Consider the following 24211-nt stretch of genomic DNA (forward strand, 5'->3'; position numbering starts at 1 on the left):
CCTGTTGTGGGATAGGGCAGATCGCGGACACGCTGATCACTTCGCCGAACTGCGCTCGTCGAGGAACGGCAGCAGGGCACCGGACCGATCCACCGCGACGGTCAAGGCCCGGAGCACACCGGCTGTGCCAGTGGCGAAGTCCATCGACAGGCGCAGTGACTTGTTGCCGGGGAAGGCGAGTTCGCCGCGGTAGGGCACCGCGTGCCAGCCCAGTCGTGCCAGGTGGCGCGTGAGTGCGCGATCGCCGTCGAAGTCCGCCTGTCCGCGCTGCAGTGTGGCGAGCGCGCCGACCAGTCCTGCCCTGCCCGCGAACAATCCAGATTGGACTACGAACTCCGGGTAGCAGGCGCGCCGCATGGCCGGCAACGCGGTCGCGCACTCCGTGTCCGGTACATGCCGGACGAGTTCCTGGACCACCAGCGCGATCCCGGCAGTGCCGACGTCCAGGTGGGGCAGTGTTTGCCCGCCCTCACCGGGGACCTGTAGCGAGCCGTCCGGCCGCGCGACGCATTCGTCGAGATCCCGCTGCAGGGCACGCGCGGCCATGTCGAGCCAGGAACGGTCATTCGTGTGCTCGTACAGCCTGACGAAGAACAGCCCAGGGCCGGACCAGCCACGCAAAAGGCCCGCCGTGGCTCGAGGTCCACGCCCATCATGCCGAACGGCCGCGATGGTCAGCTTTTCAGCCAACCGGTCGCCGATGGACAACGCCTGCGCCAGATACGTCCCGGACTGCAAGGTCTGACCGAAATGCAGGAGGTTGAGACCGACCCCTGCCAGGCCGCTGTGCAGTCCGTGATCACGCAGTGGCCCGACCAGTGGCGCCGATTCGTCGATCAACATGACCGCTTCGTGCACGTAGCCGAAGTCGCGCAACACGTACGCGATGCCGTGCGTGCCGTCGTAGAAACCCGGCCGGTGCGGGGGGTCTCGGTGGACCGACTCCAGCAGCCAACGCTCGTGCTCCACGTAGCGACCCCCGCCACTGGTCGAGAGTGCGTGCAGCACACCAGCCGCGCCGAAGGCGAAACATGTGCCCCCGACAGTGAACTGCTCGATGTCGCCGGGAAACAGCCGATCCTGGCGGTCCGGCGTCGCGCTGAGCAGGATGGCTTCGATCAGTGACCCGCAGATCGCGCGCCAATCCGGCTGTGCGGAATCGAAGTCCGACGTTGTCGGGGTCCTTCCGCGCCCGACGTTCACCTTTGCTCGCGCCCGCGGCTGGACGTCCCCGACCGATCCGCGCGTCGGCGCGAGCTCAGCAAGCACGACCTTGCCGAACTCATCGGGAACAGGAAAGCGCTCCTGGATGGCTTCCATGTAGAGATTCACCTTGTCGGGCTGGAACCGCATCATGTGCGTCAACGGCAGGAACATGTGCAGCCGCAGGGCGGCGAGTGCGTAATCATCGATCGCCTGCCCGGTGCGGTCGTCCGGCGGGCTGAATCCGGGAGCCGCGAGGACGGGGCAGCCGTCTGATTGGTCGATGGCGAACGCGAGATCGAAGTCCACCAGCGAGACCGAGTCGTCCCCGCCGATCAGAATGTTGCCGGGATGCAGGTCGGCGAAGACGACTCCGCGCTCGTGGATCGAGCGGACCAGCTTCTCGACCTGGTCGAGCACATCCAGTGCACGCCGCGTGTAGGTGGCGAGGTCGGCCTGCTCTGAATCACACTTGGTCAGTGGGTACAAGGCGGCCATCCACTGGTCGAGGCGACGGCCCGGCATGTACTCCATCATCAAGTAGTGGTGTTCCCATGCTGTGAACCACTCGTGCAGCACGGGCACGCCTGCTACGCCCTGCAACCGCTCAAGGGACTTTCGTTCGCGGTGCAGCCGCGCGACGGCGTCCGTTCCGTCGGCGTCGAGACCGGCGTGCGGCCGCGCTTCCTTCAGCACCACCAACTCGTCGCCGCCGTCGCGCCTGGCGAGGTACACACCGCCGCCGTTGGAGAAGTGCAGCGCGCGCTCCACCAGATGCGGAAAGCCCGATTCATGTGGACGGTCGCGCCGTGCGAGGTGTGGTGCCAAGACGTCAGGCACCTCGGCCCAGTCGGGGACACGAAAGACCGGAGTGCGTTGTTCGGGAACGAGAGTTCCGTCGGGACGCTCGATCGCCGGCACGAGCTGGCCACCGTCAGCGGCCAGCCATCGTTCGGTGAACGCGCCGTACCGCACGTAGAGCGGTCCTGCTCCGTACCGTAGGTCCGACAGAATGTACGGCCCGTACTCGCCGGCCAGTTCGGCGGACAGGTCGACCAGCACCCGTTCGAGCTCCGCGTAGTCCGCGGGATAAATCGTTACGAATTTGCCGCTGTCCTCACGCGGCGCGTACTTGGCGTTCCTGGTCAACAAGATCTTCTTGCTGTGCAGGAACTTGAAGCCGATTCCCCGGGGGAAGCAGTAGTCGCAGACCGCCTTCAATATGCGCTCGGCGTTGTCCAGCCTGGCCGACACGTGCACCTTCCAGCCCTGCCTCGGCAGAGTTCCGCCGCGACAGCTCATCGCCACCCATATGTCGTGCCGGGTGCAGTCCCAGCCCGTGGGCAGCGGACGCCACACGTGGTCGAACGAATCGGCGTCGGAGCCCAACCTGGCCGGTGTGTCGTAAAACCAAGGGTCTGCCAGGCAGAACTCCTCGTAACGCATGTCCAACTCGAAATGCCTCTCTACTACCAGGTCTGGGGTACACATGACATTGAAATGAAGTGGCGGCGCTCATGTGGCGATAGTGTTTTGGTTGGGCCGAAGCCGACGTCGTAATCACTCGTGTCCTGCACCGTTCGGCAACCGGCGGACTCACGAGTGTCATGCGAGTTCCTCCGGCCGGGTCCTCACTCCCGCATCATGCTGCCGGTTGTGCGTTTTGCTGCTGACGATGTCGAGGTCGGCGGAACGTTCTGAACCTTTTCAGACCCAATTCTCCTGGCGCGCCAGCCGTCCGGGTGGATCGGTGCAGATCCAGATGGACGTCACCCGTGCGTAGTAGTAAGGTCCTCTTGGAGGATGCCTCGGCCCTATAACCGAAAGTAATTCGGGAATTAGCTCAAACGGGTGCCCCTTCATCACACGTCTGGTCCTTGCGGCCCGTATGGTGTCCCGTCAAAGTTGTCTAGGTTCGCTGACGATACGCTGGATGGGGCAAGGAGTGGAGACGGTTCGGAGGAGCCGTTTGGCCCCTCGGCTCTGGAGCGCTCGTCTGCTCGGCCTACTCCACTCTGGGATAATTCTGCATGGGTGATCCCCATTTTCAGTATGAGGCGCTACCGCGTCTGACCGCATGAGATACGAACACTTCGTGAGCACTCAAGTGACCTATCGGATTCACCGTCGGCGCGCGAAGAAGAATCTGACGGATATGGACGAATGGACATCAGTGCGACTCACCTCTTGGATCCAACAGTCGGGTCGGAAGTGCGCGTTGCGCGAGGAGATCCGCCACAGGCGGACGTCGAAGTGCGTCAGACACGGCCGACGGCACTCGTCACCGGTGCGACTGACGGAATCGGCCGAGCGGTGTCGCAGCGCTTGGCCGGACTCGTTGACACGCTACTGGTGCACGGCCGATGTCCGGAGTCGCTGACAGCGCTGGCCGCTACACTGGCACCGGCGAACCCGGGTACCAGCGTCGTTCCGGTCCTCGCCGACCTGGGGCGGTTCGCTGACGTCGAACGTCTGATTCGGCGGATTCGCACGATCTACGGCCACCTTGACATTCTCGTGAACAACGCGGCAACGGTCGGTCGGCATTCGCACACGTTGACCGAGGATGGGCATGAGCTGGCCTTCCAGGTGAATTACCTGGCTCCGGCTTTCCTGACCGCTGGGCTGTTTGATCTGCTGCTCGTGGCCAGGCGTGGCCGGATCGTCAATGTCGTCTGTGACGCCTATCGTGACGTCGCGACTTTTGACCAAGATTCGCCCGGCAACCGTTGCTATAACCCTGTGGTGGCGTATGCGCAATCCAAATTCGCCCTGGTCGCGCATACCGCATCACTGGTGTCTGCCTGCTCCGGGACTCGGCTCACCGCAGTCTGCGTCGATCCTGGCTTCACCGAGACGAAATTGCAACGTCAGTCGTTCTGCTGGCCTGGTGGGCCGGTCAGCGCGGCGGCCGACAACGTGCTCTATGCCGTGACAAAGCCGGTGCACGACCTGGAGTTCTACGTGCAGGGGAAGAAGATCGTCCAGCCGCTGTCCGAAGTGCTGCAAATTCCCGTGCAACGGCAACTCGACAAGGTCACTGGGGAGGTGTTGGACATGAGCCTGCCGTGGACGGCGACGGGCCCGCTTCGCATGGGCGCCTAGGGCGTGCACGGTACTTCTGGTGCAGGACACTCATATCCACCGCACATGACATTTGCGGCGGGAGTCGACTGGGACGCGCAACGGCCGACTCCCGCCTGAGTCCCCCTCGCATACGCTGGCGCCGACACCGATCGGGGGACCGCCGACCTCCAGCAATACCATGCTGTCCGGACTACCGTGTCGAAACCAATGGCGACGGCTGGCGCATGCTGGACAGTGGCGATTGCTCGCCGAAGTCCATTCCCCAATAGAGCAATGTGCAGCAAGAGGATCGCCTCATGCTTGAGATAGTTGGCCTCGACAGCACTGCGCAGACCGTTTACGAGTTGCTCATCGATAACCCGCCGGCCACGTTCGACGAGATATGCACGCGGGTCGACATTGGTGACGCATGCCTGCGTAAGGTGCTCGAGAGGCTGCTGTGCCTTGGGCTTGTGAAGAGCACGGCGTCTGTTCCGCCCAAGTTCACCGCCACCGCACCGGACGTCGCGCTGGAGGTGCTGCTTCTGGAGCAACAAGAGCGAATCAAGCGCGCTCGGCTGTATGTCGAACAACTCGCTGGTCGTTATGTTCGTACGGCAGCGGGACGGGAGCCGGCTGAACTGGTCGAGGTCGTCTCCGGTCAGCAGGCAGTGGCTCAGCTCGTGGAACAGATCGTTCGGAGCACCAGCCACGAGATTCGTTTCATCGACAAACATCCGTACGCCGTCGGCCCGACCGTGCTCGCCCCGGTCGAGGCGGAGATGCTGCGGCGAGGCATCACCTATCGTGCGCTCTACGACACCGCAGGGCTTGCGACTCGCAGCATCCAGGCTGAGATCGAACCGGCGATCGCGCTGGGTGAACAGGCGAGAGTGATACCACAGGCGCCGGTCAAGTTGATCTTGTCGGATCGTCGCCTCGCATTGCTGCCGTTGCAGTCCAATCCAACGACGATCGACAGTGTCGTCGCCGTCCATCCCTCTGCGATGCTCGACGCTCTCGGAGCGTTGTTCGAGGCGCTGTGGCGGACGGCGCTGCCGATACCCGCTCCCACGGCGAAGCTGGCAGGTGCCAGTTCGCTCACCCCCGAAGACGCCAGGCTCATCGCGTTGCTGACGGCGGGACTTCCGGATCAGGCGGTGGCTCGGCAGCTCGGCCTGTCCTACCGGACGTTTCAGCGCAGATTGGGTGCGCTGATCGAACACCTGGGCGTCCGGACCCGGTTTCAGGCTGGGCTGCAGGCCGCGTTTCGCGGGCTGGTCCCCGCCCCGTCGCCACCCGCGGACCTGCCGGGGGCCCAGGCGCAACGCGAATCGGGGCCTGCCGACGGGGAGCAACACCCGGCACCGAGAACACCGGACGATCGGCCAGACTAAGAGGCTCCGGCGATTGAGCGTATGGGCGGGGCCCAGGCGCTCAATCGCCGGAGCCTCCAAGGGGCCAGTTGACTGGCCGCTTTTCGCCATTGGCCGGTTGAGGCACGATCAACGTGGCGATCCTGTGCGCAGTCACCGATTCGCGGGTGGGTCGCGCCGTGGGGAGCTCCTCCTGGAAACCAACCGGGAGAGTGTGTTGATGAGAAGTGCCCAGTGCGCTAACACATTCCGTTCGTCAGCCGCCTGGCTGTCGTGTGCACTGGCGCGGCCGACCGAGGAGTCCTGGATGACCACGAATGTCCGTCGCGTAATCGGTATAGATGACGTACCCGCCGTGACCAAGCGAGGTGGCGACATTCGCTTGTTGCTCACGCCCTCCACGGTTGGGGCGGCGACCGGATTTCTCGGCGTTGCGATCCTCAAGGCGGGTGAACGGATCACCGAGCACTACCATCCGTACTCCGACGAGTTCCTGTACGTGGTCTGCGGTGCCGTGGCCCTGGACCTCGACGACGAGCCGATCACTTTGTGCGCGGGCCAGGGCGTACTGGTGCCGCGTAACGTCCGGCACCGCGTGCGCAACGCCGGTGAGGTGGAGGCGCGCGTCGTGTTCCACCTTTGCCCACTGGCGCCAAGAGCAGACCTTGGTCACGTGGACACCGAGAAGATACCGTGACCAGCTCGGTCACCCGGAGTCTGTTGTCTGGACGACGACTGTCTTGACAACGACAGATGATGTCCAATTTGGTCAGAAGATCGGGCTTTCGCGTAGTTGCCGGGACGGCTTGATTCGACGTGGGTTTCACGCCGAATCAAGCCGAACCCGTTCGGGTCATTCAGCGAGCTGGCACGAGTCCCGTACGAAGGCGACGACCGCGAGGGCGACCCTCTCAGGGTCCTCTGCGTGTGGATAGTGGCCTGCACCCGGCACCACCAACACAGTCGCCGGGCCGCCCAGTCGACCGGCTGTGGCGGCCGCATCGGCGGCGGGATCGGGACAGTCCGGGTCACGATCGCCGACGACCACCAGTGCGGGACAACCGGCGTCGGGGAGTGCCTGCTCGGCGGCGTGATCCCTCTTGAACATTTCGCAGACCGGCTCGAACCGGCCGGGCTCGGCCAGGCTGGCAGCCAGTTCGTGGCGTCGCTGCTCGAAGTTGGCCGGTTTCGTGGCGAACAGCGTTGGCCAGTGGGACATCCACAACGTCTGGCCCACTCCCGGCAGCGCGGCCAGACTCGTCATCGCCCTCTCCGTAGGGTTGTACGGCGGGTCCTTGACGAACGCCCGGCTCAATACTATCCCGGCCACGGCGTCAGGTGCTTTGGCCGCCGCGATGACAGCGGCTCTGCCGCTGTAGTCGCTGCCCAGCAACACCGCCGGCCGATCGTCCAGCTCTTTCGAGAGCGCGAGCAGGTCGTCCGCCACGTCGTTTTCCGTGTAGGACGGCCAGTCGGTGCTCGACTCCCCGTGACCCCGCAATTCGACCGTCGCCACCCGGAGGCCGCCGGCAAGGAGCAGGCGAGTCAGGTCGGTGAAAGTGCTTCTGAGATCACCAACCCCAGGAGAGCAAACGACAAGTGGTCCTGCTCCGGTGACGGAGTAGGCGAGCTTCCCCCCGGGTCGCTCCAGAAACTGGGTGCCGCTCATGGTGCCCTTTCCCGCTCGCCGACGGGGTATCGGCCGCCAGCAGTCGACGTGCCGGCCGATACCCCGTCGGTCGTTGCCGCACTGGATCGTTGTGTCCTGGCTATCAGCAGCCGCCGATACCGGTGCCCAGCTCGAGCCCGAGGTCTTCCTCGGACAGCCACGGGGACACGCCACAGTGATCGATGCGGATCCCCGCACGCATACCGTCGACCTGCGATTCGAAATGCAGGCCGGACGCCACCGGTCGCGGCGAATGCGGATCGGCATTCGCTCCCGCCGCGAGAGCGACCGGTACGGCGGCGACGGCCATGGTTGTGAGGATGACCCTTGCGATTCGATGCACGCTGGTTCTGCCTTTCGTTGTTGTTATTGGCTCGGTGATTCTGGAGAACATGGAGCCGCTGCCGAAAGGGGTCGGACGGCTGGCCCTGGCGTTACTGCGGCCGGGGGGCATCCGAATGGGTGACATTTTCGACGAGTGCGAACACTTCGGACCGCAGCCCGGAATTCTCGTCCGATGCCAGGAAATGGTTCCCGTCGAGCATCTTGAGGGTGAACGACGCCGACGTGTGCCGCCGCCAACCGGCCAGCGCCGACCTGCGAACGAGCGGGTCGTGTTCGCCACCGAACACATGAATCGCACATGGCAGCCGAGGCTCGGCGCGATACGAATGGGCGAAGCAGAGCTTCAGATCAGCTCGTACGCCTTCCAGGAAAGTACTCATCCACTGCGGTCGATCAAGAAGCTCGGGGGGCAGCCCGCCGATGGTGTCGAGTCCGATCGCCAGCCTGGCATCGTCAAGATCGACCACGGTGGCCAGTGGCGAGACCAGATGTGGCGCCGGGCACGCCGCCACGACGAGGGCGTCAGCCATTCGCTTGCCCGCAGCCCATCGGTGTTTGGCCACCTGGTGCGCCACCAGACCACCCATGCTGTGCCCGAACAGGACATGCGGCTCGTCGAGGACATCGGCCAGGTCATGCGCCAGCAACTCAGCAAGAATCGTCATGTCGGCCGGCAGGGGCTCGCCGTTTCGACCGTCCCGGCCAGGGAGGCTCACTGGGTGAACGTGGATCTTCGTTTCGGTGTTCCGTCGCCACGACCAAAAGGCCGAAGCGCCGCCACCGGCATGCGGGAAACACACCAGCGTCGGGGTTCGTGAGCTCACGTCACATCCCTTCGAGGGTGACGGCGGCCTTGATCCACTTGCTCGGCTCGATCGCGATCGCGACCGCCCGCTCCTTGGCCAGTATCCGATCGCGTAGCAGGTCGAGCTGCAAGAACGGCAGGGCATTACCGGCGTTGCCGACGTCCGCGACGCAGCTGATCTCCGTCACATCCGCCAGACCGAGCTCGTTGGCCACATGCTGTGGCACGCGGCCAGGCAGTTGCGGCGGGAGTAGGTACGACACGGATGCCTGATACCAGCCGGTCATTCCCAGCACCTCCCGCATGGCCTGCCGGGCCAGGAGCGGCACTCGTTGCGCGATGGCCTTGTGGTCCTGCTCGACGGGCTGTTCCGGGTGAGCGAGGTCGGCCGCGCCGAACCAACGGACCACCTGACCGGGAGTTCGGCTGAGCTCGCTGAACCGGTTGAGCACACGGCGCACCGCGATGGAGCCGGGCACCAGTTCGGACGCCAGCACCGCCGCGCCGGCGCCGTCGCCGGCGCCGAAGAGCACATGGCCCGTCCGCCCGACCGAATTTGTGTTCCGGTCCAGCACAAGGTGCTTCACACAGACATCGGCCCCGACGACCAAGCCAATCAGGTGCTCCTCGTCCAGCAGTCGGCAGGCGAGGTCGAGCGCCTGCAGCGCGCCGGCGCAACCCGACTGCAGCTGGTAGGTGGACACCTGGTCGATTCCGAGCCGGTCGGCGATCAGGTTCACCGTGGCAGGCACGAGCGCGTCCGGAGACGACGTGCCGAGCACGAGGAAATCCACATCCCGTGGTTCCAGATCGGCCCTGGCCATGGCTTGCGCGCAAGCCTGCGCACCGAGGTCGGTCAGGGTGTGCGTGACCTGGCCCGTGTTCAGGTCCACGGCGAAGTGTCGTTGCCTGGTGCCGATGAACGCCTCGGCCGAGGCGACATCCGTGCCGAACCTTCGGGCGATGGCTTCGTTGTCGACGGGCTCACCGGGAAGCGCGGTGCCTGTGGACACGATATGGGCGTCAGGAGACACATCGGTCCTTTCGACAGTTCCGTTCGAAGAAGCAAGTCCGCAGAGAATCGCTTTCGCTGCTCAAGCACCACGCCCTATTGCCTCCGCATGACCTGGGTCAGTGTGCTGGCGCGGGAGAAGAGCTGAAAGTGGCCAATCACGCGGCCCTCAACCGCGGTCGTTTTCCACGACGCGGCCCTGTGTGATGGTATTCAGCGGGGGGCCAGCTGTGCGGCCCCTTTTTCGGGTCCTGGCCGCCAAGCAAACTATGGGATCACGTTCCCGGAAATTCCGACGATAATTGGAGTGGACTTGGTCTCGATGGCGCGAAAGAACTGCAGAGGCGATGTCCAAGATGCCGGTTCGATTGTCTCGGCATTTCGACGGCTCCATGAGTCTGACCCTGAGGCGGTTCTCTTCACTTTCGTCGATGACAAGGGCAGGGATCGCGAGACGCTCACCGTGGGCGAACTCGCCGCGGACGCGGACGGGATCGCACTGTCACTGCGGTCATGGGGTGTCCAGGTGGGAGACCGGGCGGTGCTCGTCTACATGCCCTCGTTGGACTTCGTGAAGGCGTTTCTCGGCTGCCTGGCGGCGGGAGTGCTCCCGGTTCCGGTGTGCCCACCCAATCCGTTCAAGCTCAAGCACGACATGGCCACCCTCACCACGATCGTGGACAGTTCCGGCGCCCGGGTCGTCCTGTTCAGCACCGAACTTGATCAGGCGCTGAGCATGGCTGACGCGACTGGCGACGTTCGCTGGCCCGAGATCCCTTGGTACCAGACCGATCTTTGCCCGCCAGGCCCAGCCACGCTGGCAGCCTGGCATACGCCCACCGCGGACACGCCCGCATTCCTGCAGTACACATCCGGCTCGACCGGATCGGCCAAGGGAGTGATCATCACCCATGGCAACCTCTGGCACGAGGTGCGGGCCAACGCCGAGGATCTTGGCCTGGGACCGGATACCCGAGGGGTGTCCTGGCTGCCGCACTTCCATGATCTCGGTCTGATCACCGTCATCCTCAACACCATCGTGGGCAACAGCCTGAACACCTATCTGATGTCGCCGCTGACTTTCCTGAAGCGGCCGGCGGTCTGGTTCGACGTGATCTCACGGGTCCGGGCAACCCACACGGCGGCCCCGAACTTCGCGTACGAGCTACTGGTCCGCAAGACCTCGCCGGAGCAGCGGCGGAGCTGGGATCTGAGCTCGCTGCGGCTGGTGGGTTCGGCGGGCGAGCAGGTACGCCCGGCAACGGTTCGTACATTCCTGGATGCCTTCGCCGACAGCAAGCTGCGGCCGGACGCGTTCTATGCCGGGTACGGGCTGGCAGAGTGCTCCGTGTCGGTGACCGCGGGTGGCAGGACCGCACTGACACTGGACAAACAGCAACTCGAGGCCGGCCGCGCTGTGCCGCTCGACGGTGCCTCGGATCGGCCCGCGGTCAGGTACTTCAGCTGTGGGCGGGTCACCAAGCCGGGGGCGTGCGTGCGCATCGTGGACCCGGTGACCCGTCGGCCATGCCCGCCCGGGCACGTCGGTGAGATCTGGGTCGACTCCCCGACCAATGCGGCCGGCTACTGGGGATTGATCGACGAGACCGAAAAAGTCTTCCGGGCCAGGGCTCAAGGCGAGGAGCCCTCGCGCGAATACCTGCGGACCGGTGACCTCGGATTCTTCTTCGAGGGTGAACTGTTCGTGACCGGACGCCACAAGGACCTGATCATCTTGCGGGGCCACAACCTGTATCCGCAGGACATCGAGGACAGTGCGCGCGAGGCTCATCCATTTGTCCGGCCAGGTGGGCTCGCCGCTTTCTCGGTCCCGCCGGATGACGATTCACCGGACGAGCGGCTCGTGCTGTTCGTCGAAGTTCGTCGGGGGCGGCTGGACCCCACAGATCAGGAGGCGATCCTGCGGGCTGTTCGCAGGCGTGTCCAAGAGGATCACCAGATCACCTGTCACGCGGTTGTGCTCGGCACAGCGGGCACGGTCAAGAAGACCACTAGCGGCAAGATCCGCCGTTCGGCATGCCGACGTGCCTACCTCAGCGGCGCGATTCACTCGGCCCAGACGACAATCGGGGTGTTCCCGACGTCTCAGCGGGACGTGCGTGGCATGGAAGCCGCGCGGTGAGCGGCTTCGCGACGACCGAACCGGCACAGGTGGATGGCCGGCCCGCTGATGGACCGAGGGTGAAGTTCAGTCCCGAGGGGATAGCCGCGGCCGTGGCGGAGATCCGCGAGCCGCTTCACATCGTGGCGGACACCTCCACCGCGTGTGTGGGTGTCGCCCTGGGCAGCCCACCGGTGTCTGGCGATCGGCAAGAGATCGTCGGCATGCTGCCGCCGTTGTATCCGGAGTGGCTCGGCAGCCACTCCTTCTGTACGACGCACTGTACGCGCTTTCCCTATGTGGCAGGGGAGATGGCCAACGGCATCGCCACAACGCGGATGGTGATCGAGATGGCCCACGCGGAGATGCTCGGTTTCTTCGGTGCCGCGGGCCTGGACCTCGTTCGTGTCGAGCGCGCCGTCGACGAGCTCGTCGGCCAGGTGGGCGGCGGTTCGAACTGGGGTGTGAACCTCATCCACTCGCCGGGCGAGCCGCAGTTCGAGGAGCGGGTCGCCGACCTGCTCGTGCGCCGCGGAGTCCCGCGGGTCTCGGCGTCGGCGTTCATGGGGCTGACCCTGCCCGTGGTTCGGTGTGCGGCAACCGGTCTCCGCGCCGACCACAGTGGACGGATCGAACGCCGCACCCAGCTGTTCGCCAAGGTCTCTCGCCTCGAAGTCGCCGAGCGGTTCATGTCACCCGCGCCGGTCAAAATGCTCGATGCGCTGGTAGCGCGCGGGGAGCTGACGGAGGCCGAAGCCAGGCTGGCGGCACGGGTGCCGGTCGCTGAAGACGTCACCGTTGAAGCCGACAGCGGGGGACACACCGACAACCGGCCGCTGGGCGCTTTGCTGCCGGCGGTTATCGCGCTGCGAGATCAGCTGGTCAGTCGGCATGGCTATACCCGTCCGATCCGGGTCGGCGCCGCGGGCGGCCTCGGCTCGCCTGAAGGTGTCGCGGCCGCGTTCGCTCTTGGTGCCGCGTACATCGTGACCGGTTCGGTGAACCAGGCGTCGGTCGAGGCCGGGCTGTCGGACGATGCCAAGCGCATGCTCGCACAGGCGGACGTTGCCGACGTGACCATGGCGCCGGCGGCGGACATGTTCGAACTGGGAGTCCGGCTGCAAGTGTTGCGTCGCGGCACCATGTTCGCCGCCCGTGCCGCCCGGCTGTACGACATCTACCGAAACCATTCCGGTCTTGAGCAGATCCCGGCGGAAGTCCGCGGCAAGCTCGAACGTGACATCCTGCGTGCTCCCATTGACGAAATCTGGTCGGAAACAGCCTGTTTCTGGCAGCGGCGTGACCCGGCGGAGCTGGCAAGGGCCGAGCATGATCCCAAGCACCGGATGGCACTGCTGTTCCGTTGGTATCTGGGCAAGTCCAGTCGTTGGGCCATTGACGGCGAGGTGTCTCGCCGTACGGACTACCAGATCTGGTGCGGTCCGGCGATGGGCGCGTTCAACCGGTGGACGGCAGGCACTTTCCTGGCCGAGCCGGCGAATCGATCCGTCGTGCAGATCGCCCGCAACCTCCTCGAAGGGGCTGCGGTCGTCACTCGCGCACACCAGGTGCGTACCTACGGCGTTCCCGTGCCGGCGGCGGCGTTCACCTTCGCACCGCGCCCGCTGGCCTGAACCAGCACACCTACATTTCGAGGTGATGATCAAGATGATGTCCGGCGACAGCGCCGATGCTCAATCCTGCGAGCAGGTCTTTGGTCATGTCCGGCAGCAGCCCGTTGCCGTCGTAGGAGTCGGCGCCCTGATGCCAGGCTCAACGGATGTCGAGGGTTTCTGGCGTAGCGTGCTGGAAGGACGCGATCTGATCACCGATGTTCCGCCGACCCATTGGCTGGTCGAGGACTACTACGATCCGGACCCGGCAGCCCAGGATAAGACTTACAGCCGCCGAGGGGCTTTCCTGCCTCCGATCGACTTCGACCCCGTCGCGTACGGCATACCGCCGAACACCGTGGAGGCCACCGACACGACCCAGCTGCTCGCGCTGATGGTGGCCGAGAAGGTGCTGACCGACGCGAACGGCGGTGACCTCACCGCGATGAACCGCGAACGGGTAAGCGTCATCCTCGGCCTCGGGGCGCTGGAACTGCTCACCACGATGTCCGCTCGGCTCGAGCGTCCGGTGTGGCTCAAGGCGTTGCGGGAGAGTGGTGTCGCGGAGCCCGAGGCACAGACGATCTGCGACAAGATCGCCAGCCATTACGTGCCATGGCAGGAAGCGACTTTCCCCGGGCTGCTCGGCAATGTCGTCGCAGGCCGGATCGCCAACAAGTTCGACCTGCGCGGCACCAACTTCACCGCGGACGCCGCGTGCGCGAGCTCGTTCGCTGCGGTGGCCAGTGCTGTGAACGAGCTCGCCCTCGGCCAGTCCGACCTGGTGATCACCGGTGGTGTCGATGCGTTCAACGACATCTCGATGTACATGTGCTTCAGCAAGACACCGGCGCTCTCGCCGACCGGGGACTGCCGGCCGTTCTCGGATGCCGCAGACGGCACGGTCCTCGGCGAGGGCCTGGTCATGTTCGCGCTCAAGCGACTGGAGGACGCCGAACGGGACGGTGACCGGATCTACGCGGTCATTCGCGGCATCGGGGCGTCCTCGGACGGCCGCGGAACCGCGGTCTACGCGCCGCTGCCTCAGGGGCAGGCTAGGGCGCTGCGGCGGACGTACGAAGCGGCGGGCTACGGCCCGGACACCGTCGAACTCGTCGAGGCACACGGCACAGGCACCAAAGCGGGCGACGCGGCCGAGTTCGCCGCACTGCGTGCGACGTTCGAACAGACCGGCCGGGCAGGCCGGTGGTGTGCGCTCGGTTCGGTGAAATCCCAGGTCGGCCACACCAAAGGCGCGGCCGGTGCGGCTGGAATGCTGAAAGCCGTGCTCGCCTTGCAGCACAAGGTGTTTCCGCCGACGCTCAAGGTCGAGTGCCCGAACCCCGAGCTGGGTATGGAAAACAGCCCGTTGTACCTCAATACGCATGCCCGCCCGTGGGTACGCGGCTCGACGCATCCACGCCGGGCCTCGGTGTCCAGTTTCGGCTTCGGTGGCACCAACTTCCATGTGACGCTTGAGGAATACATCCCCGGGGCCGGGAACGCCGGTGGCGTCCCGGCGTTGCGCGCCCGCACGATGCCCGCTGAACTCGTGCTCCTCAGTGCGCCCACCATGACGGAACTCGTGGACCGTGCTCGGGGCATCGCCCAGGACGATCTGGGTCAACACGACTTGGCTTGGGTCGCGCGGGAGACGCAGCAGATGTTCCGCCACGACGACCACGTCCGACTGGCAGTGGTGGCATCCGATGCGGGCGAGCTTGCGAGCAGGCTCGAGCAGGCTGTCGCACTAATCGAGAAGAGGCCGGGCGCTTCGTTCTCGACGCCGAATGGACTGCACTACGGGGCCGGCCCCGCGGCACCCGGCGATGTCGCGTTCTTGTTTCCCGGCCAGGGCAGCCAGTACGTCGGTATGGGCGCCGACGTGGCAATGCACTTTCCAGCGGCGGGCGTGGTCTGGGATTGGGCGGCCGCGATCGACATCGGCGATCGGCCACTACACGAGGTGGTCTTCCCGATTCCCGTCTTCACCGATGCCGAACGGGCGGCGCAGGAACGGCTGCTGACCGAGACCGAGTGGGCGCAACCGGCCCTCGCGGTGTCGAGCTTGGCGTTGCTCAACGTGCTGCGTGCGCTTGGGCTGAGGCCGGATTGCGTGGCAGGGCACAGCTTTGGCGAGTTGGTCGGATTGCACGTCGCTGGGGCGTTCGACGAGGCAGCCCTGGTACGGCTGGCCCGACGCCGGGGTGAGCTGATGCGTGACGCGGCGGCCGTTCCTGGCGTGATGGTGGCCGTTTCCGGCTCCCGCGGTGATGTCGAGGCGGTCATCGCCAGCTGTGGTGATGAGAAACTATGGGTGGCCAACGACAACGCACCGCGACAGGTCGTCGTGTCGGGCAGTGCTTCGGCGGTCGAGGTCTTCGAAGGCAAGCTCGCCAAGGCAGGGCTGTTGGCACAGCGACTCAACGCCGCGACCGGTTTTCACAGCCCATTGGTCATGGCGGCGGGTGGCCCGTTGCGGCATTTCCTGTCCAGGATGGACATCCACGGCCCGCGGATTGACGTGTACGGCAACGCGGACGCCGCCAAATACCCGGCGGATCCGGATGCCGTACGCCACCGTGTCGCGGATCACCTCGCGTCCGGTGTGCGGTTCGTCGATCAGATAGAAGCGATGTACTCCCATGGGGTGCGCACGTTCATCGAGATCGGCGCGGGTTCTGCGGTGACCGGCCTGGTCGGCAAGATACTCGGTGACCGCGAGCACACGGCTGTGAGTCTCGATCGCAAGGGCGGCAACGGCGTCACGAGCCTCTACGACGCATTGGGACTGCTCTGCGCGCGAGGCATGGCGATGGATCTGGACGCGTTGTGGGTCGGCTACGCGCCACCTGCGCGACGTCAGCCGGTGCGGAAGTCCAAGGCGGTGTTGAAGATCTCAGGTGTCAACTACAACCGCCGGTATCCCCCGGTCGGCGGTGCGGAGGCGCTGCCGCCGCCGAATCCGCCAAAGCCCACCGAAGATCTGCTCGCAGGATCGAGTATCGGTACCGAAGATCTGCTCGCAGGATCGAGTATCGGTACCGAAGATCTGCTCGCAGGATCGAGCATTGGCGCCGACGTCGTTGGTGATGGGGGGCTGCGTGTTCACGAGGATCTCGCGCGCCGGACGATGGACGCGCATGCCGCGTATCAGCGGGCGATGGCCGACAGTCACGTCGCTTTCCTGAAGCTTGCCGACACGTGGGCACGGGCTCTGCGCGCGACAGTCACGGAGCACGAGGAGTTGCCCGATCTGATGCCGCGGACGTCACGGGACCTGCTTGCCGGGCCGGACACCGAGGATCTGCTTGTGGGATCGAGCGTTGGTACCGAGGATCTGCTTGCAGGGTCGAGCGTCGGTGCCGAGGATCTGCTTGCAGGGTCGAGCGTCGGCACAGTGGACACCGAAGCGGTGGACCTGGCGTCGGTGCTGCTGTCGGTGGTCGCGGATAAGACGGGCTATCCGCCGGAGATCCTCGATGCCGGGATGGAGCTGGAAGCTGATCTGGGGATCGATTCGATCAAGCGGGTGGAGATCCTGTCGGCGCTGCGGGAAAAGGTGCCGGGCCTGCCCGATGTGGATGCCATGGAGCTCGGCAAGTTGCGCACGGTTGGTCAGATCGTCGACAAGCTCAGGGAAGCCACCGAAGACCCGCTTGCAGAGGCGAGTGTCGCTGCCGAGGACCTGCTTGCAGGATCGAGCATCGGTACCGACGGGGTGTCGTCGCTCACCCGGCTCGCTGTGCGGACGGTGCCCGCTGAGGCATCGGGTTTGGCGATGGCCGGGTTGGGCGATGGTCCGCTGGCGGTCACGGATGACGGTTGCGGTATCGCTCAGCTGGTCGTGGACAGGCTCAACGAACACGGCTTGTCCGCCAGTGTCGTCACCGACGTCGTCCCTGACGTCGCCGGTGTGGTCTTCCTTGGCGGCCTGCGAGATGTCGACTCCGAGGAGCAGGCCATAGCCGTCAACGTCGAAGCGTTCCGCGCCGCGTCGACGGTGGCGCGGTGTTTCGAGGAGTACGGGGGCGTGTTCGTGACCGTGCAGGACACCGGAGGGGACTTCGGGCTCGGCGGTCGTGAGCCGACCCGGGCTTGGCTCGGTGGCGTTGCCGCGCTCGCCAGGACCGTCGCTCAGGAATGGACGGCCGCCAGTGTCAAGGCGATCGACTGTGAGCGCGGCGGCCGGACGGCTTCGGCGATCGCCGAGGACATCGTCCGGGAACTCCTCGCCGGTGGGCCGACGCTGGAGGTGGGTCTGCGCGCGGACGGCATCAGGACCACAGTGGAACTTGTCGAGACACGTGTCGAATCCGTTGCCACGCCGAGGATCGGACCGGAATCCGTGATCGTGGCGACTGGCGGCGGGCGTGGGGTGACGGCTGCCTCACTGCGTGCCCTCGCCGAGGCGCACCGCCCGCGAATTGTCCTCATTGGACGCACGCCGTTGCTTGATGAGCCGGATGAGTTGCGAGGCGCCACGGACGACGCCTCGCTCAAGCAGATCGTGACCGAGCTCGAGCGGCGACGGACCGGGCAGCGGCCGGCTCCCGTCGACGTGGGTTCGCTGGTCGAGGCGGTCAGGGCCGCGCGTGAGATCAGGGGCACGATCGAGGCCTTGGAGCGAGCCGGATCCAAGGTGCGCTACTTCCCGGTGGACGTCAGGGATGGCAAGGCATTGGCCGAGGCGCTCGACGAGGTGCGGCGGAGTTGGGGGCCGATTACCGGCGTCGTGCACGGAGCCGGTGTGCTCGCTGACAAGCGGGTCGCGGACAAGACCCTGCGGCAGTTCGGAAGGGTTTTCGACACGAAGGTCACCGGCCTGCTGTCGCTGCTGGACGCGACGGCGAATGATCCTCTCGATGTGCTGTGTGTGTTCTCCTCGGTGGTGGCACGTTATGGCAATCCTGGCCAGAGCGACTATGCGATGGCCAACGAGGTGCTCAACCAGGTCGCGAGCGCCGAGGCGGCGAAGCGGCCGGGCAGCGTGGTTCGGTCGATCGCGTGGGGACCGTGGCATGGCGGCGTGGTCACGCCGGAGGTTGAGCGCCACTTCCGCAGCCGTCAGGTGCCGCTGATCCCGGTTGCCGCCGGAACGAAGGCGTTCGTCGCCGAACTCGGTCGCCCGTCGGGCGAGGTCCAGGTCGTCATCGCGTCTGGCGGAGGTGGCGGCCAGTTGCCAGGGGCTGCCCATCAGCGCGCCATGAGGGCGGAGATCCGGCTGAGCGCGCGGACACATCCGTACCTGGCGGACCATAGCATCGCGGGTGCGTCGGTCGTGCCGGTGGCCATGGTGCTCGAGTGGTTCGCTGCAGCAGCACGGGAGTCACGTTCACCGGAGCGTGCCGCGGTGATTCGCGACATCAGTATGCTGCGCAAGATCAGCCTGGACCGTTTCGAAGACGGCGGCACACGTCTCGCCGTGCGCTGCGCTGCCGACGGTCCGGCGCTGAGGCTGGAACTGCTCGGCGACGATGGCAGGCCGCACTACCGGGCGACCGTGCACTCCGGCAGTGCGGGCGCCGGACCGACGACCACATGGGATTCTCCGCCGGATCTCCAACCGGTGGAGCAGGCGGAGATCTACGACGGGCGTGTCCTTTTCCACGGCCGAAGTTTCCAGGCGATCCGTTCGCTGCACGGCGTCTCGCGCTTGGGAGCGACCGCTGACGTCGTCGGTCTGGAGGCGTTGGGCTGGACCGGCTTGAACGGCACAGTGTGGCGGACCGACCCCGCGGCTACGGACGCCTGCCTCCAGTTGTCCCTGCTGTGGGGCGAGCAGGTGCTTGGCGGTGCCACGTTGCCCATGTCGGTCGGCGAGTACCGGTTGCACAGGGAAGGCCCGGCGGACAGGCCGATGCGGTGCGTCGTGCGGGCCAAACAGGTCCACCTCGACCGTGCTGTATGCGACATCGGTCTTCTCGACGCCGATGGATCACCGCGGGCGGAACTGCTCGCCGTGAATCTCGTGCTGCGCCCGGAATGACACTGGTCATGGGAAGGTGAGGCAGTCCACATGGGATTCGGACCGACTGCCGCTGACGGCGGCCGAAACGTTCCGCTCCGCATGCACGTCTACTCAGGCAGGGATCGCCACGACGCACTGAGGGCGCTGGCGGCAGGCCGTGAATCCGGCCAAGGGCCGGCGCGCTTGGTCATCCTCGCCGCGGGATCGGTGCAGCACGCCGCACGCGCGGCAGCCGCCCGCGGGTGGTTGACAGGTGCTGGGCGGCGACCCGAAGGTGTGGCCTTCTGTGAGACTCCGACAAAGGGCGAGATCGCATTCGTCTTCACCAACGGTGCCGCCGCCTACCAAGGCATGGGCAAGGAGTTGATGCACGAGTTCCCCGAGATCATGGCGACCATCGAGGCACGCTGCGGCTTGCTGGACGCCGCCGGATGGGCGTACATGGACACCAAAGTGGACAGTGTGCCCGCCCTCGACCAGATCTGGGGAGCCGGCTTGCTCGCCCAGGTGCACACCGAGATCAACCGGGGCTTGCTGGGCATCTCGCCGAACGCGGTCATCGGCTACTCGTCCGGCGAATCCAATGCGCTCGTGGCCATGCAGGTGTGGCGGGACGTCCCCGGCCTGGTCGCGGACGCACAGGGATCCGCGCTGTTCACCAGCGCACTGGTGGGTGAGTTCGAGGCGGTGCGTCGCGTGTGGCGTCGGCTCGGGATCGAAGGCGATCGTTGGGCGAGCCACATCGTCAACGCACCAGTGGAAGACGTTCGCGCGGCGCTCGACGGTGAGCCCGCGGTGCACTTGATGGCGATCAACGCTCCTGACTCGTGCGTCGTGGGCGGTGAGGCGGTGGGATGTGAACGAGTCATCAGTCGGCTCGGACCGGGACGTGCGCTGCCCCTCGACTACGAGATCGCGGTGCACGCGCCCGAGTTGCACGAGGTCCGGGAGCACTGGCGGCAGTTGCACCACCGGCCGACTTTCGACGTACCGGGCGTACGGTTCTACTCCTGTGCCACTGTGGACTGGTATTCACCGACGCCCGAAGCTGCGGCGGACGCGCTCACCGCGCAGGCGGTGACCACGGTTGACTTTGCCGCGACGGTCGAGCGCGCATGGGCTGACGGGGTACGCGTGTTCATCGAGCATGGTCCACAGGCGCTGTGCACGGGGTGGATTCACCGGATCCTGGGCGATCGGGAGTATCTCGCGGTCGCCATGGACGGATGTGGTGTGCACCACCTCGTCAACACTGTCGCGGAACTCGTCGCGGCGGGCGTGCCCATGCGGACGGATCCGCTGTTCGACCACTTGGCGCGAAACTGTGCGTCGGCAGCGGAAAATGCCTCTCCACAGACAATGCCGCGTCCGCCGTCGTTGTCAGTGGCCGCCCCCGAGGTACGAACCGCGGACATATCGGCCACGGCGCCCCCTCGGACGGCGTCGCCGGTGGCAGGGGACATCTATCGGCAGATCTCCGTGCGCCATCAGGAATTCCTGGCGCTCCAGGCAGAAGTCCACCAGAGGTTCCTGCTTTCCCAGCAGCGTACGCAAGCTGTATTCCGCGACGCCGTGCGGCGTGGCGAGGTTCCTGTGCCGGTGTCTTCACCACAGCCGCGCGTCAACCAAATCAATGGCATCGACGCCGGTATCGCCGCCGTGCTCGGTGATGCCGGTGCCGATCAGCCCGGCGCGGGCGAGCGATTCCACCGGCTGCTCAGTGCCAAGTTGACCTTCCATGGCAGCCCACCCCAGATCGGTGAGCCGGTTCGCGGCGAGACTCACGTCGACGGATACGGCGACCACGACGGTGTGCGCCTGTCGTTCTTTCGCGGCACCTGGTATGTCGGCGACGAACTCCGCATGACAGCCCGCGACTGCGTTGCCGGCTATTTCACCGAGACGGAACTCGCTGCGCTCGGCGGCGTGCAGTGGGATCCGGCGGCCGAGGTGCTCAGTGACTCCGAACAGGTCGATCCACCGGTTGTCGTTTGCTCGGTTCGCCGATTCGATCCCGACGCGGTGCGCGCGTTCGCAGATGGCCGTCCGGCTGACTGTTTCGGACCCGGATGGGAGCGAACGCGGTGCCACATCCGCAGTCCACGGATGTCGGAGGGCCGGACGCCGCTCATCAACGAGGTGACCGAGTTCGACCCGGCGGGTGGACCGTGGCGGCGGGGCTATCTGCGAGCCGAAACACCCGTCGCGCGGGGGGACTGGTTCTTCGAGGCCCGGTTCACCGACGACCCGTTCATGCCCGGATCGCTGATGCTCGACGGAAGCTTGCAGGCATCGGCGTTCTACCTGGCGGCCATGGGATATACGGTCGACCGCGACGGCTGGCGCTTCGAGCCAGTGCCCGACCACGCCTACCACGTGCGCAACCACGGCCGCGTGACTCCGGACAATCGCGACCTGACCGTCGAGGTGTTCGTCCGCGAGATCTCGGCCGGTCCGCAGCCCACGCTGTTCGCCGACGTACTGTGCACAGTGGATGGAATCAAGGTGTTTCACGTTCATCGCCTTGGTCTGCGGCTCGTGCCAGACTGGCCGCTGTCGTACTGGCGCCAGCTCGGTCCTCCCGCTGTTCAGACCACGGGTGAGCCAGTGGCGCCCGCGGAACTCGCTGGGCTCCGGGGTTACCACGAGAGCAAGCCAGTGGCCGAAGTGGACGGTTTCCGTTTTGACTACGCGTCATTGCTCGCCCTCGCATGGGGGAAGCCATCCGAGGCTTTCGGCCCCGCCTACGAGGCCTTCGACGGCCCGCGTCGGATCACTCGCATGCCTGGCCCGCCTTACGGTTTCATGAGCCGCGTGGTGTCGCTCGATGGCCCGTTCCTTGGTATGAAAACCGGTACACGGGCCGAGGTCGAGTACGACGTTCCCGAGGAAGTCTGGTACTTCGAGCAGAACGGCTATCCGGCCATGCCGTTCGCGGTGCTCCTGGAGGTGGTCCTCCAGGCCTGCGGCTGGGTCGGCTTGTACGTCGGCGGCGCGTTGGCAGGCGGCGACACAGACCTGTTGATACGTAACCTCGACGGCACAGGCACCGTGACCGGTGAGATCCGGCCGGGGACACGCACGCTACGCACTCGTGCCGTGCTGACCCGCGCCTCGCGGGCGGCTGGCGTGATCCTCATGTCCTTCGACGTCGAGTGTTTTGCCGACGGACAACCAGTCTTCACGCTGTCCAGCGGGTTCGGGTTCTTCGCGCCGGAGGCGTTCGAGAATCAGGTCGGCCTGCCTGGATCCGATGCCGAACGCGCCCAGCTTGAGGCATCTTGTGACAGCGTCGTCGACCTCACGCGGCGGCCGGACCGTTACTTCAGCGGTTCACTGCGACTGGCCGGACCGATGCTGCTCATGCTCGACCGGGTCACCGGCTACTGGCCAGACGGCGGCGAGGCGGGGCTCGGCCGGTTGCGCGCCGAGAAGGACGTCGACCCCGGGGAGTGGTTCTTCAAGGCCCACTTCTTCCAGGATCCCGTGCAGCCGGGCTCGCTGGGTGTCGAGAGCATGTGCCAGCTGCTGCAGTTCTACCTCATCGAGCGCGACTTCGGTGCGGGACTGCGTAATCCGCGATTCGAACCCGTGCTGCCCGGCCGCCAGGTGACCTGGAAGTACCGCGGTCAGGTCGTGCCGACGAACAAACGCGTCACGGTCGAGATGGACATCGTCGAGGTCGACGAGCATGACCGCCATGCGGTCGCGCATGGCTGGCTGTGGGTGGACGGCAAGCGCATCTACCACGTGAAGGACCTGGGAATGCGTGTGGTGGAGGACACGAGCGGTGGGGCGTTGGCAAGCTCGGCCGACGAAGTGGTAGTACTGGATCCTGCGGTCGACACCTGGTTGCTCGATCATTGTCCTACTTTCACGGTGCCGGCTCTGCCGATGATGTCCATACTCGATCTGCTCGCCCGCGCAGCCACTGTCCACTCGGGCCGCTGCGTCACAGCCATCCGCGACGTTCGGTTGCGGCGGTGGGTGCAGGTCTGGAAACCGGTTCGCCTGCGCACAGAGGTGAGTGGATGGGGCGACGAGTTGGACGTGACGCTCCTGATGTGGCGTGAGGCGGCGACACCAGCGCTCTCCCGTTTCGAACCGGTTGCCAGCGCCACCGTGCTGGTCGGCAGGCTGCCGGCCGAATACCGTGCACCCGAACCACTGACCGATGCCGAGCCGGCGGCCGACCCGTACAGCTCTGGAGTGGTCTTCCACGGGCCGAGCTTCCAGCACCTCGTGTCGTTGCAGATGGGGAGCGCCGGAGCGTCGGGAGTCCTCGACGCCGGCCGGGGCAGTGTGCCACGCGGAATGCTCAACCAAGGACTGCTGGACGCCGCCACGCACGTCATTCCGCATGATCGGCTCTGGCTGTGGTCCAGTGAGATCGGCCGGGAGTGGGTGGGCTTCCCCCACGAGATCACGACGTTCCAGTCGTTCGCGCCACTGCCGGACATCGGGAGGGTGTACGTCGAAGCACGCTTCGCCGGATTCCACCACGGCAACAGGATGAGGCCGGTCTTCGACCTATGGTTGTCGGACGAATGGCGGCTGCTCGCCACCATCCGTCTGGTCGACGCATTGGTGCCCAAGGGAAGTCTGGGTATGGCCGAACCAGGCGACCGACGGGCGTTCCTGCGGGACCGGCGCTACGTGGACGGCCTCGGTATCTCGGTGACCGACGGAGACGTGACCACAGTGTCTATTGCGGACGTTGAGCAGTTCGACTGGCTGGTGGGAACCGTCGCACAGCTCTACGATCTCCCGCCAGGAGCCCGAGGAAGGGACCACCTACCGTCTATCGCGATACGGGACCACGTGGCGCGACTTGCCCGTGTGCATCCCTCGGCCGTCGCGGTAGCTCTGCGGGAGCACCGGGCATGGCCGAAGGCGAGGCCGGGCGAGGTCCACCATCTGCATGTCGAGCAGACGGCCGATCACCTGACAGTACGCAGTATTGTCCCGCCCACCTGATACGCCTCCTTTCGAACTGTATTCCTCTCGGCATCTGAAGGCGCGACGTCCC

At 65.8% G+C, this 24211-nt stretch carries 12 protein-coding genes; 7 read left to right on the forward strand and 5 right to left on the reverse strand.

Annotated features, from left to right (window positions below; all coding sequences use genetic code 11):
- Nucleotides 1-36: 36 nt before the first annotated feature.
- Nucleotides 37-2649 (reverse strand): class III lanthionine synthetase LanKC, encoded by a 2613-nt coding sequence (gene lanKC, locus B9C43_RS31425; RefSeq protein WP_235038956.1) that lies wholly within the window; start codon nt 2647-2649, stop codon nt 37-39.
- Between the two features lie 807 nt (nt 2650-3456).
- Here lanKC and B9C43_RS31430 point away from each other — a divergent pair.
- The 3 genes from B9C43_RS31430 (at nt 3457) to B9C43_RS31440 (ending at nt 6342) form a co-directional block, all read left to right on the forward strand.
- Entirely contained in the window at nt 3457-4308 is an 852-nt protein-coding gene (locus B9C43_RS31430; protein ID WP_160096804.1) for an SDR family NAD(P)-dependent oxidoreductase, read from the forward strand.
- A gap of 278 nt (nt 4309-4586) precedes the next feature.
- Nucleotides 4587-5666, forward strand: a complete 1080-nt coding sequence (locus B9C43_RS31435) for a hypothetical protein (RefSeq protein ID WP_084430515.1) — start codon at nt 4587-4589, stop codon at nt 5664-5666.
- Nucleotides 5667-5952: 286 nt separating this feature from the next.
- Entirely contained in the window at nt 5953-6342 is a 390-nt protein-coding gene (locus tag B9C43_RS31440) for a cupin domain-containing protein (RefSeq protein WP_033384948.1), read from the forward strand.
- Between the two features lie 156 nt (nt 6343-6498).
- Here the strand turns inward: B9C43_RS31440 and B9C43_RS31445 are convergent, their stop codons facing one another.
- The 4 genes from B9C43_RS31445 to B9C43_RS31455 all read right to left on the reverse strand — a co-directional run bounded on the left by B9C43_RS31445 (nt 6499) and on the right by B9C43_RS31455 (nt 9477).
- Nucleotides 6499-7314 carry an alpha/beta fold hydrolase gene (locus tag B9C43_RS31445; RefSeq protein WP_160096806.1) on the reverse strand — a complete coding sequence of 272 codons (816 nt, stop codon included), beginning with the start codon at nt 7312-7314 and terminating at the stop codon, nt 6499-6501.
- 103 nt (nt 7315-7417) lie between these two features.
- On the reverse strand, nt 7418-7624 hold the full coding sequence (locus B9C43_RS56925; protein ID WP_160096808.1) for a hypothetical protein: 207 nt from the start codon (nt 7622-7624) through the stop codon (nt 7418-7420).
- A 124-nt stretch (nt 7625-7748) separates the two neighbouring features.
- Nucleotides 7749-8483, reverse strand: coding sequence for a thioesterase II family protein (locus B9C43_RS60200; RefSeq protein ID WP_051896036.1), 735 nt, complete (start codon nt 8481-8483; stop codon nt 7749-7751).
- A 1-nt stretch (nt 8484) separates the two neighbouring features.
- A complete protein-coding gene (locus tag B9C43_RS31455) occupies nt 8485-9477 on the reverse strand; it encodes a 3-oxoacyl-ACP synthase (RefSeq protein ID WP_235038958.1) in 993 nt (330 codons plus the stop codon).
- A gap of 321 nt (nt 9478-9798) precedes the next feature.
- Here B9C43_RS31455 and B9C43_RS31460 point away from each other — a divergent pair, with 321 nt between their 5' ends.
- The 4 genes from B9C43_RS31460 to B9C43_RS31475 are packed head-to-tail and all read left to right on the forward strand — an operon-like array spanning nt 9799 to nt 24159.
- Nucleotides 9799-11619 (forward strand): fatty acyl-AMP ligase, encoded by a 1821-nt coding sequence (locus tag B9C43_RS31460; protein ID WP_235039001.1) that lies wholly within the window; start codon nt 9799-9801, stop codon nt 11617-11619.
- A gap of 59 nt (nt 11620-11678) precedes the next feature.
- Nucleotides 11679-13232 carry a PfaD family polyunsaturated fatty acid/polyketide biosynthesis protein gene (locus B9C43_RS31465; protein ID WP_235038959.1) on the forward strand — a complete coding sequence of 518 codons (1554 nt, stop codon included), beginning with the start codon at nt 11679-11681 and terminating at the stop codon, nt 13230-13232.
- A gap of 25 nt (nt 13233-13257) precedes the next feature.
- A complete protein-coding gene (locus B9C43_RS31470; RefSeq protein WP_200825775.1) occupies nt 13258-19200 on the forward strand; it encodes a type I polyketide synthase in 5943 nt (1980 codons plus the stop codon).
- A gap of 30 nt (nt 19201-19230) precedes the next feature.
- The gene (locus B9C43_RS31475; RefSeq protein WP_084430521.1) at nt 19231-24159 is read left to right on the forward strand and encodes a hypothetical protein; all 4929 of its coding nucleotides are present in this window, start codon (nt 19231-19233) and stop codon (nt 24157-24159) included.
- The last annotated feature ends 52 nt before the right edge of the window (nt 24160-24211 follow it).

Source organism: Kibdelosporangium aridum, from assembly GCF_900176515.1.
GTDB classification, from domain to species: Bacteria; Actinomycetota; Actinomycetes; order Mycobacteriales; family Pseudonocardiaceae; genus Kibdelosporangium; species Kibdelosporangium aridum.

What these genes read in the sequence shown, in the direction of transcription:
- lanKC (WP_235038956.1), bottom strand. Translation starts at nt 2,649, where the DNA reads ATGCGTTACGAGGAGTTCTGCCTGGCAGACCCTTGGTTTTACGACACA.
- B9C43_RS31435 (WP_084430515.1), top strand. Translation starts at nt 4,587, where the DNA reads ATGCTTGAGATAGTTGGCCTCGACAGCACTGCGCAGACCGTTTACGAG.
- B9C43_RS31440 (WP_033384948.1), top strand. Translation starts at nt 5,953, where the DNA reads ATGACCACGAATGTCCGTCGCGTAATCGGTATAGATGACGTACCCGCC.
- B9C43_RS31445 (WP_160096806.1), bottom strand. Translation starts at nt 7,314, where the DNA reads ATGAGCGGCACCCAGTTTCTGGAGCGACCCGGGGGGAAGCTCGCCTAC.
- B9C43_RS56925 (WP_160096808.1), bottom strand. Translation starts at nt 7,624, where the DNA reads ATGGCCGTCGCCGCCGTACCGGTCGCTCTCGCGGCGGGAGCGAATGCC.
- B9C43_RS31460 (WP_235039001.1), top strand. Translation starts at nt 9,799, where the DNA reads ATGGCGCGAAAGAACTGCAGAGGCGATGTCCAAGATGCCGGTTCGATT.
- B9C43_RS31470 (WP_200825775.1), top strand. Translation starts at nt 13,258, where the DNA reads ATGATCAAGATGATGTCCGGCGACAGCGCCGATGCTCAATCCTGCGAG.
- B9C43_RS31475 (WP_084430521.1), top strand. Translation starts at nt 19,231, where the DNA reads ATGGGATTCGGACCGACTGCCGCTGACGGCGGCCGAAACGTTCCGCTC.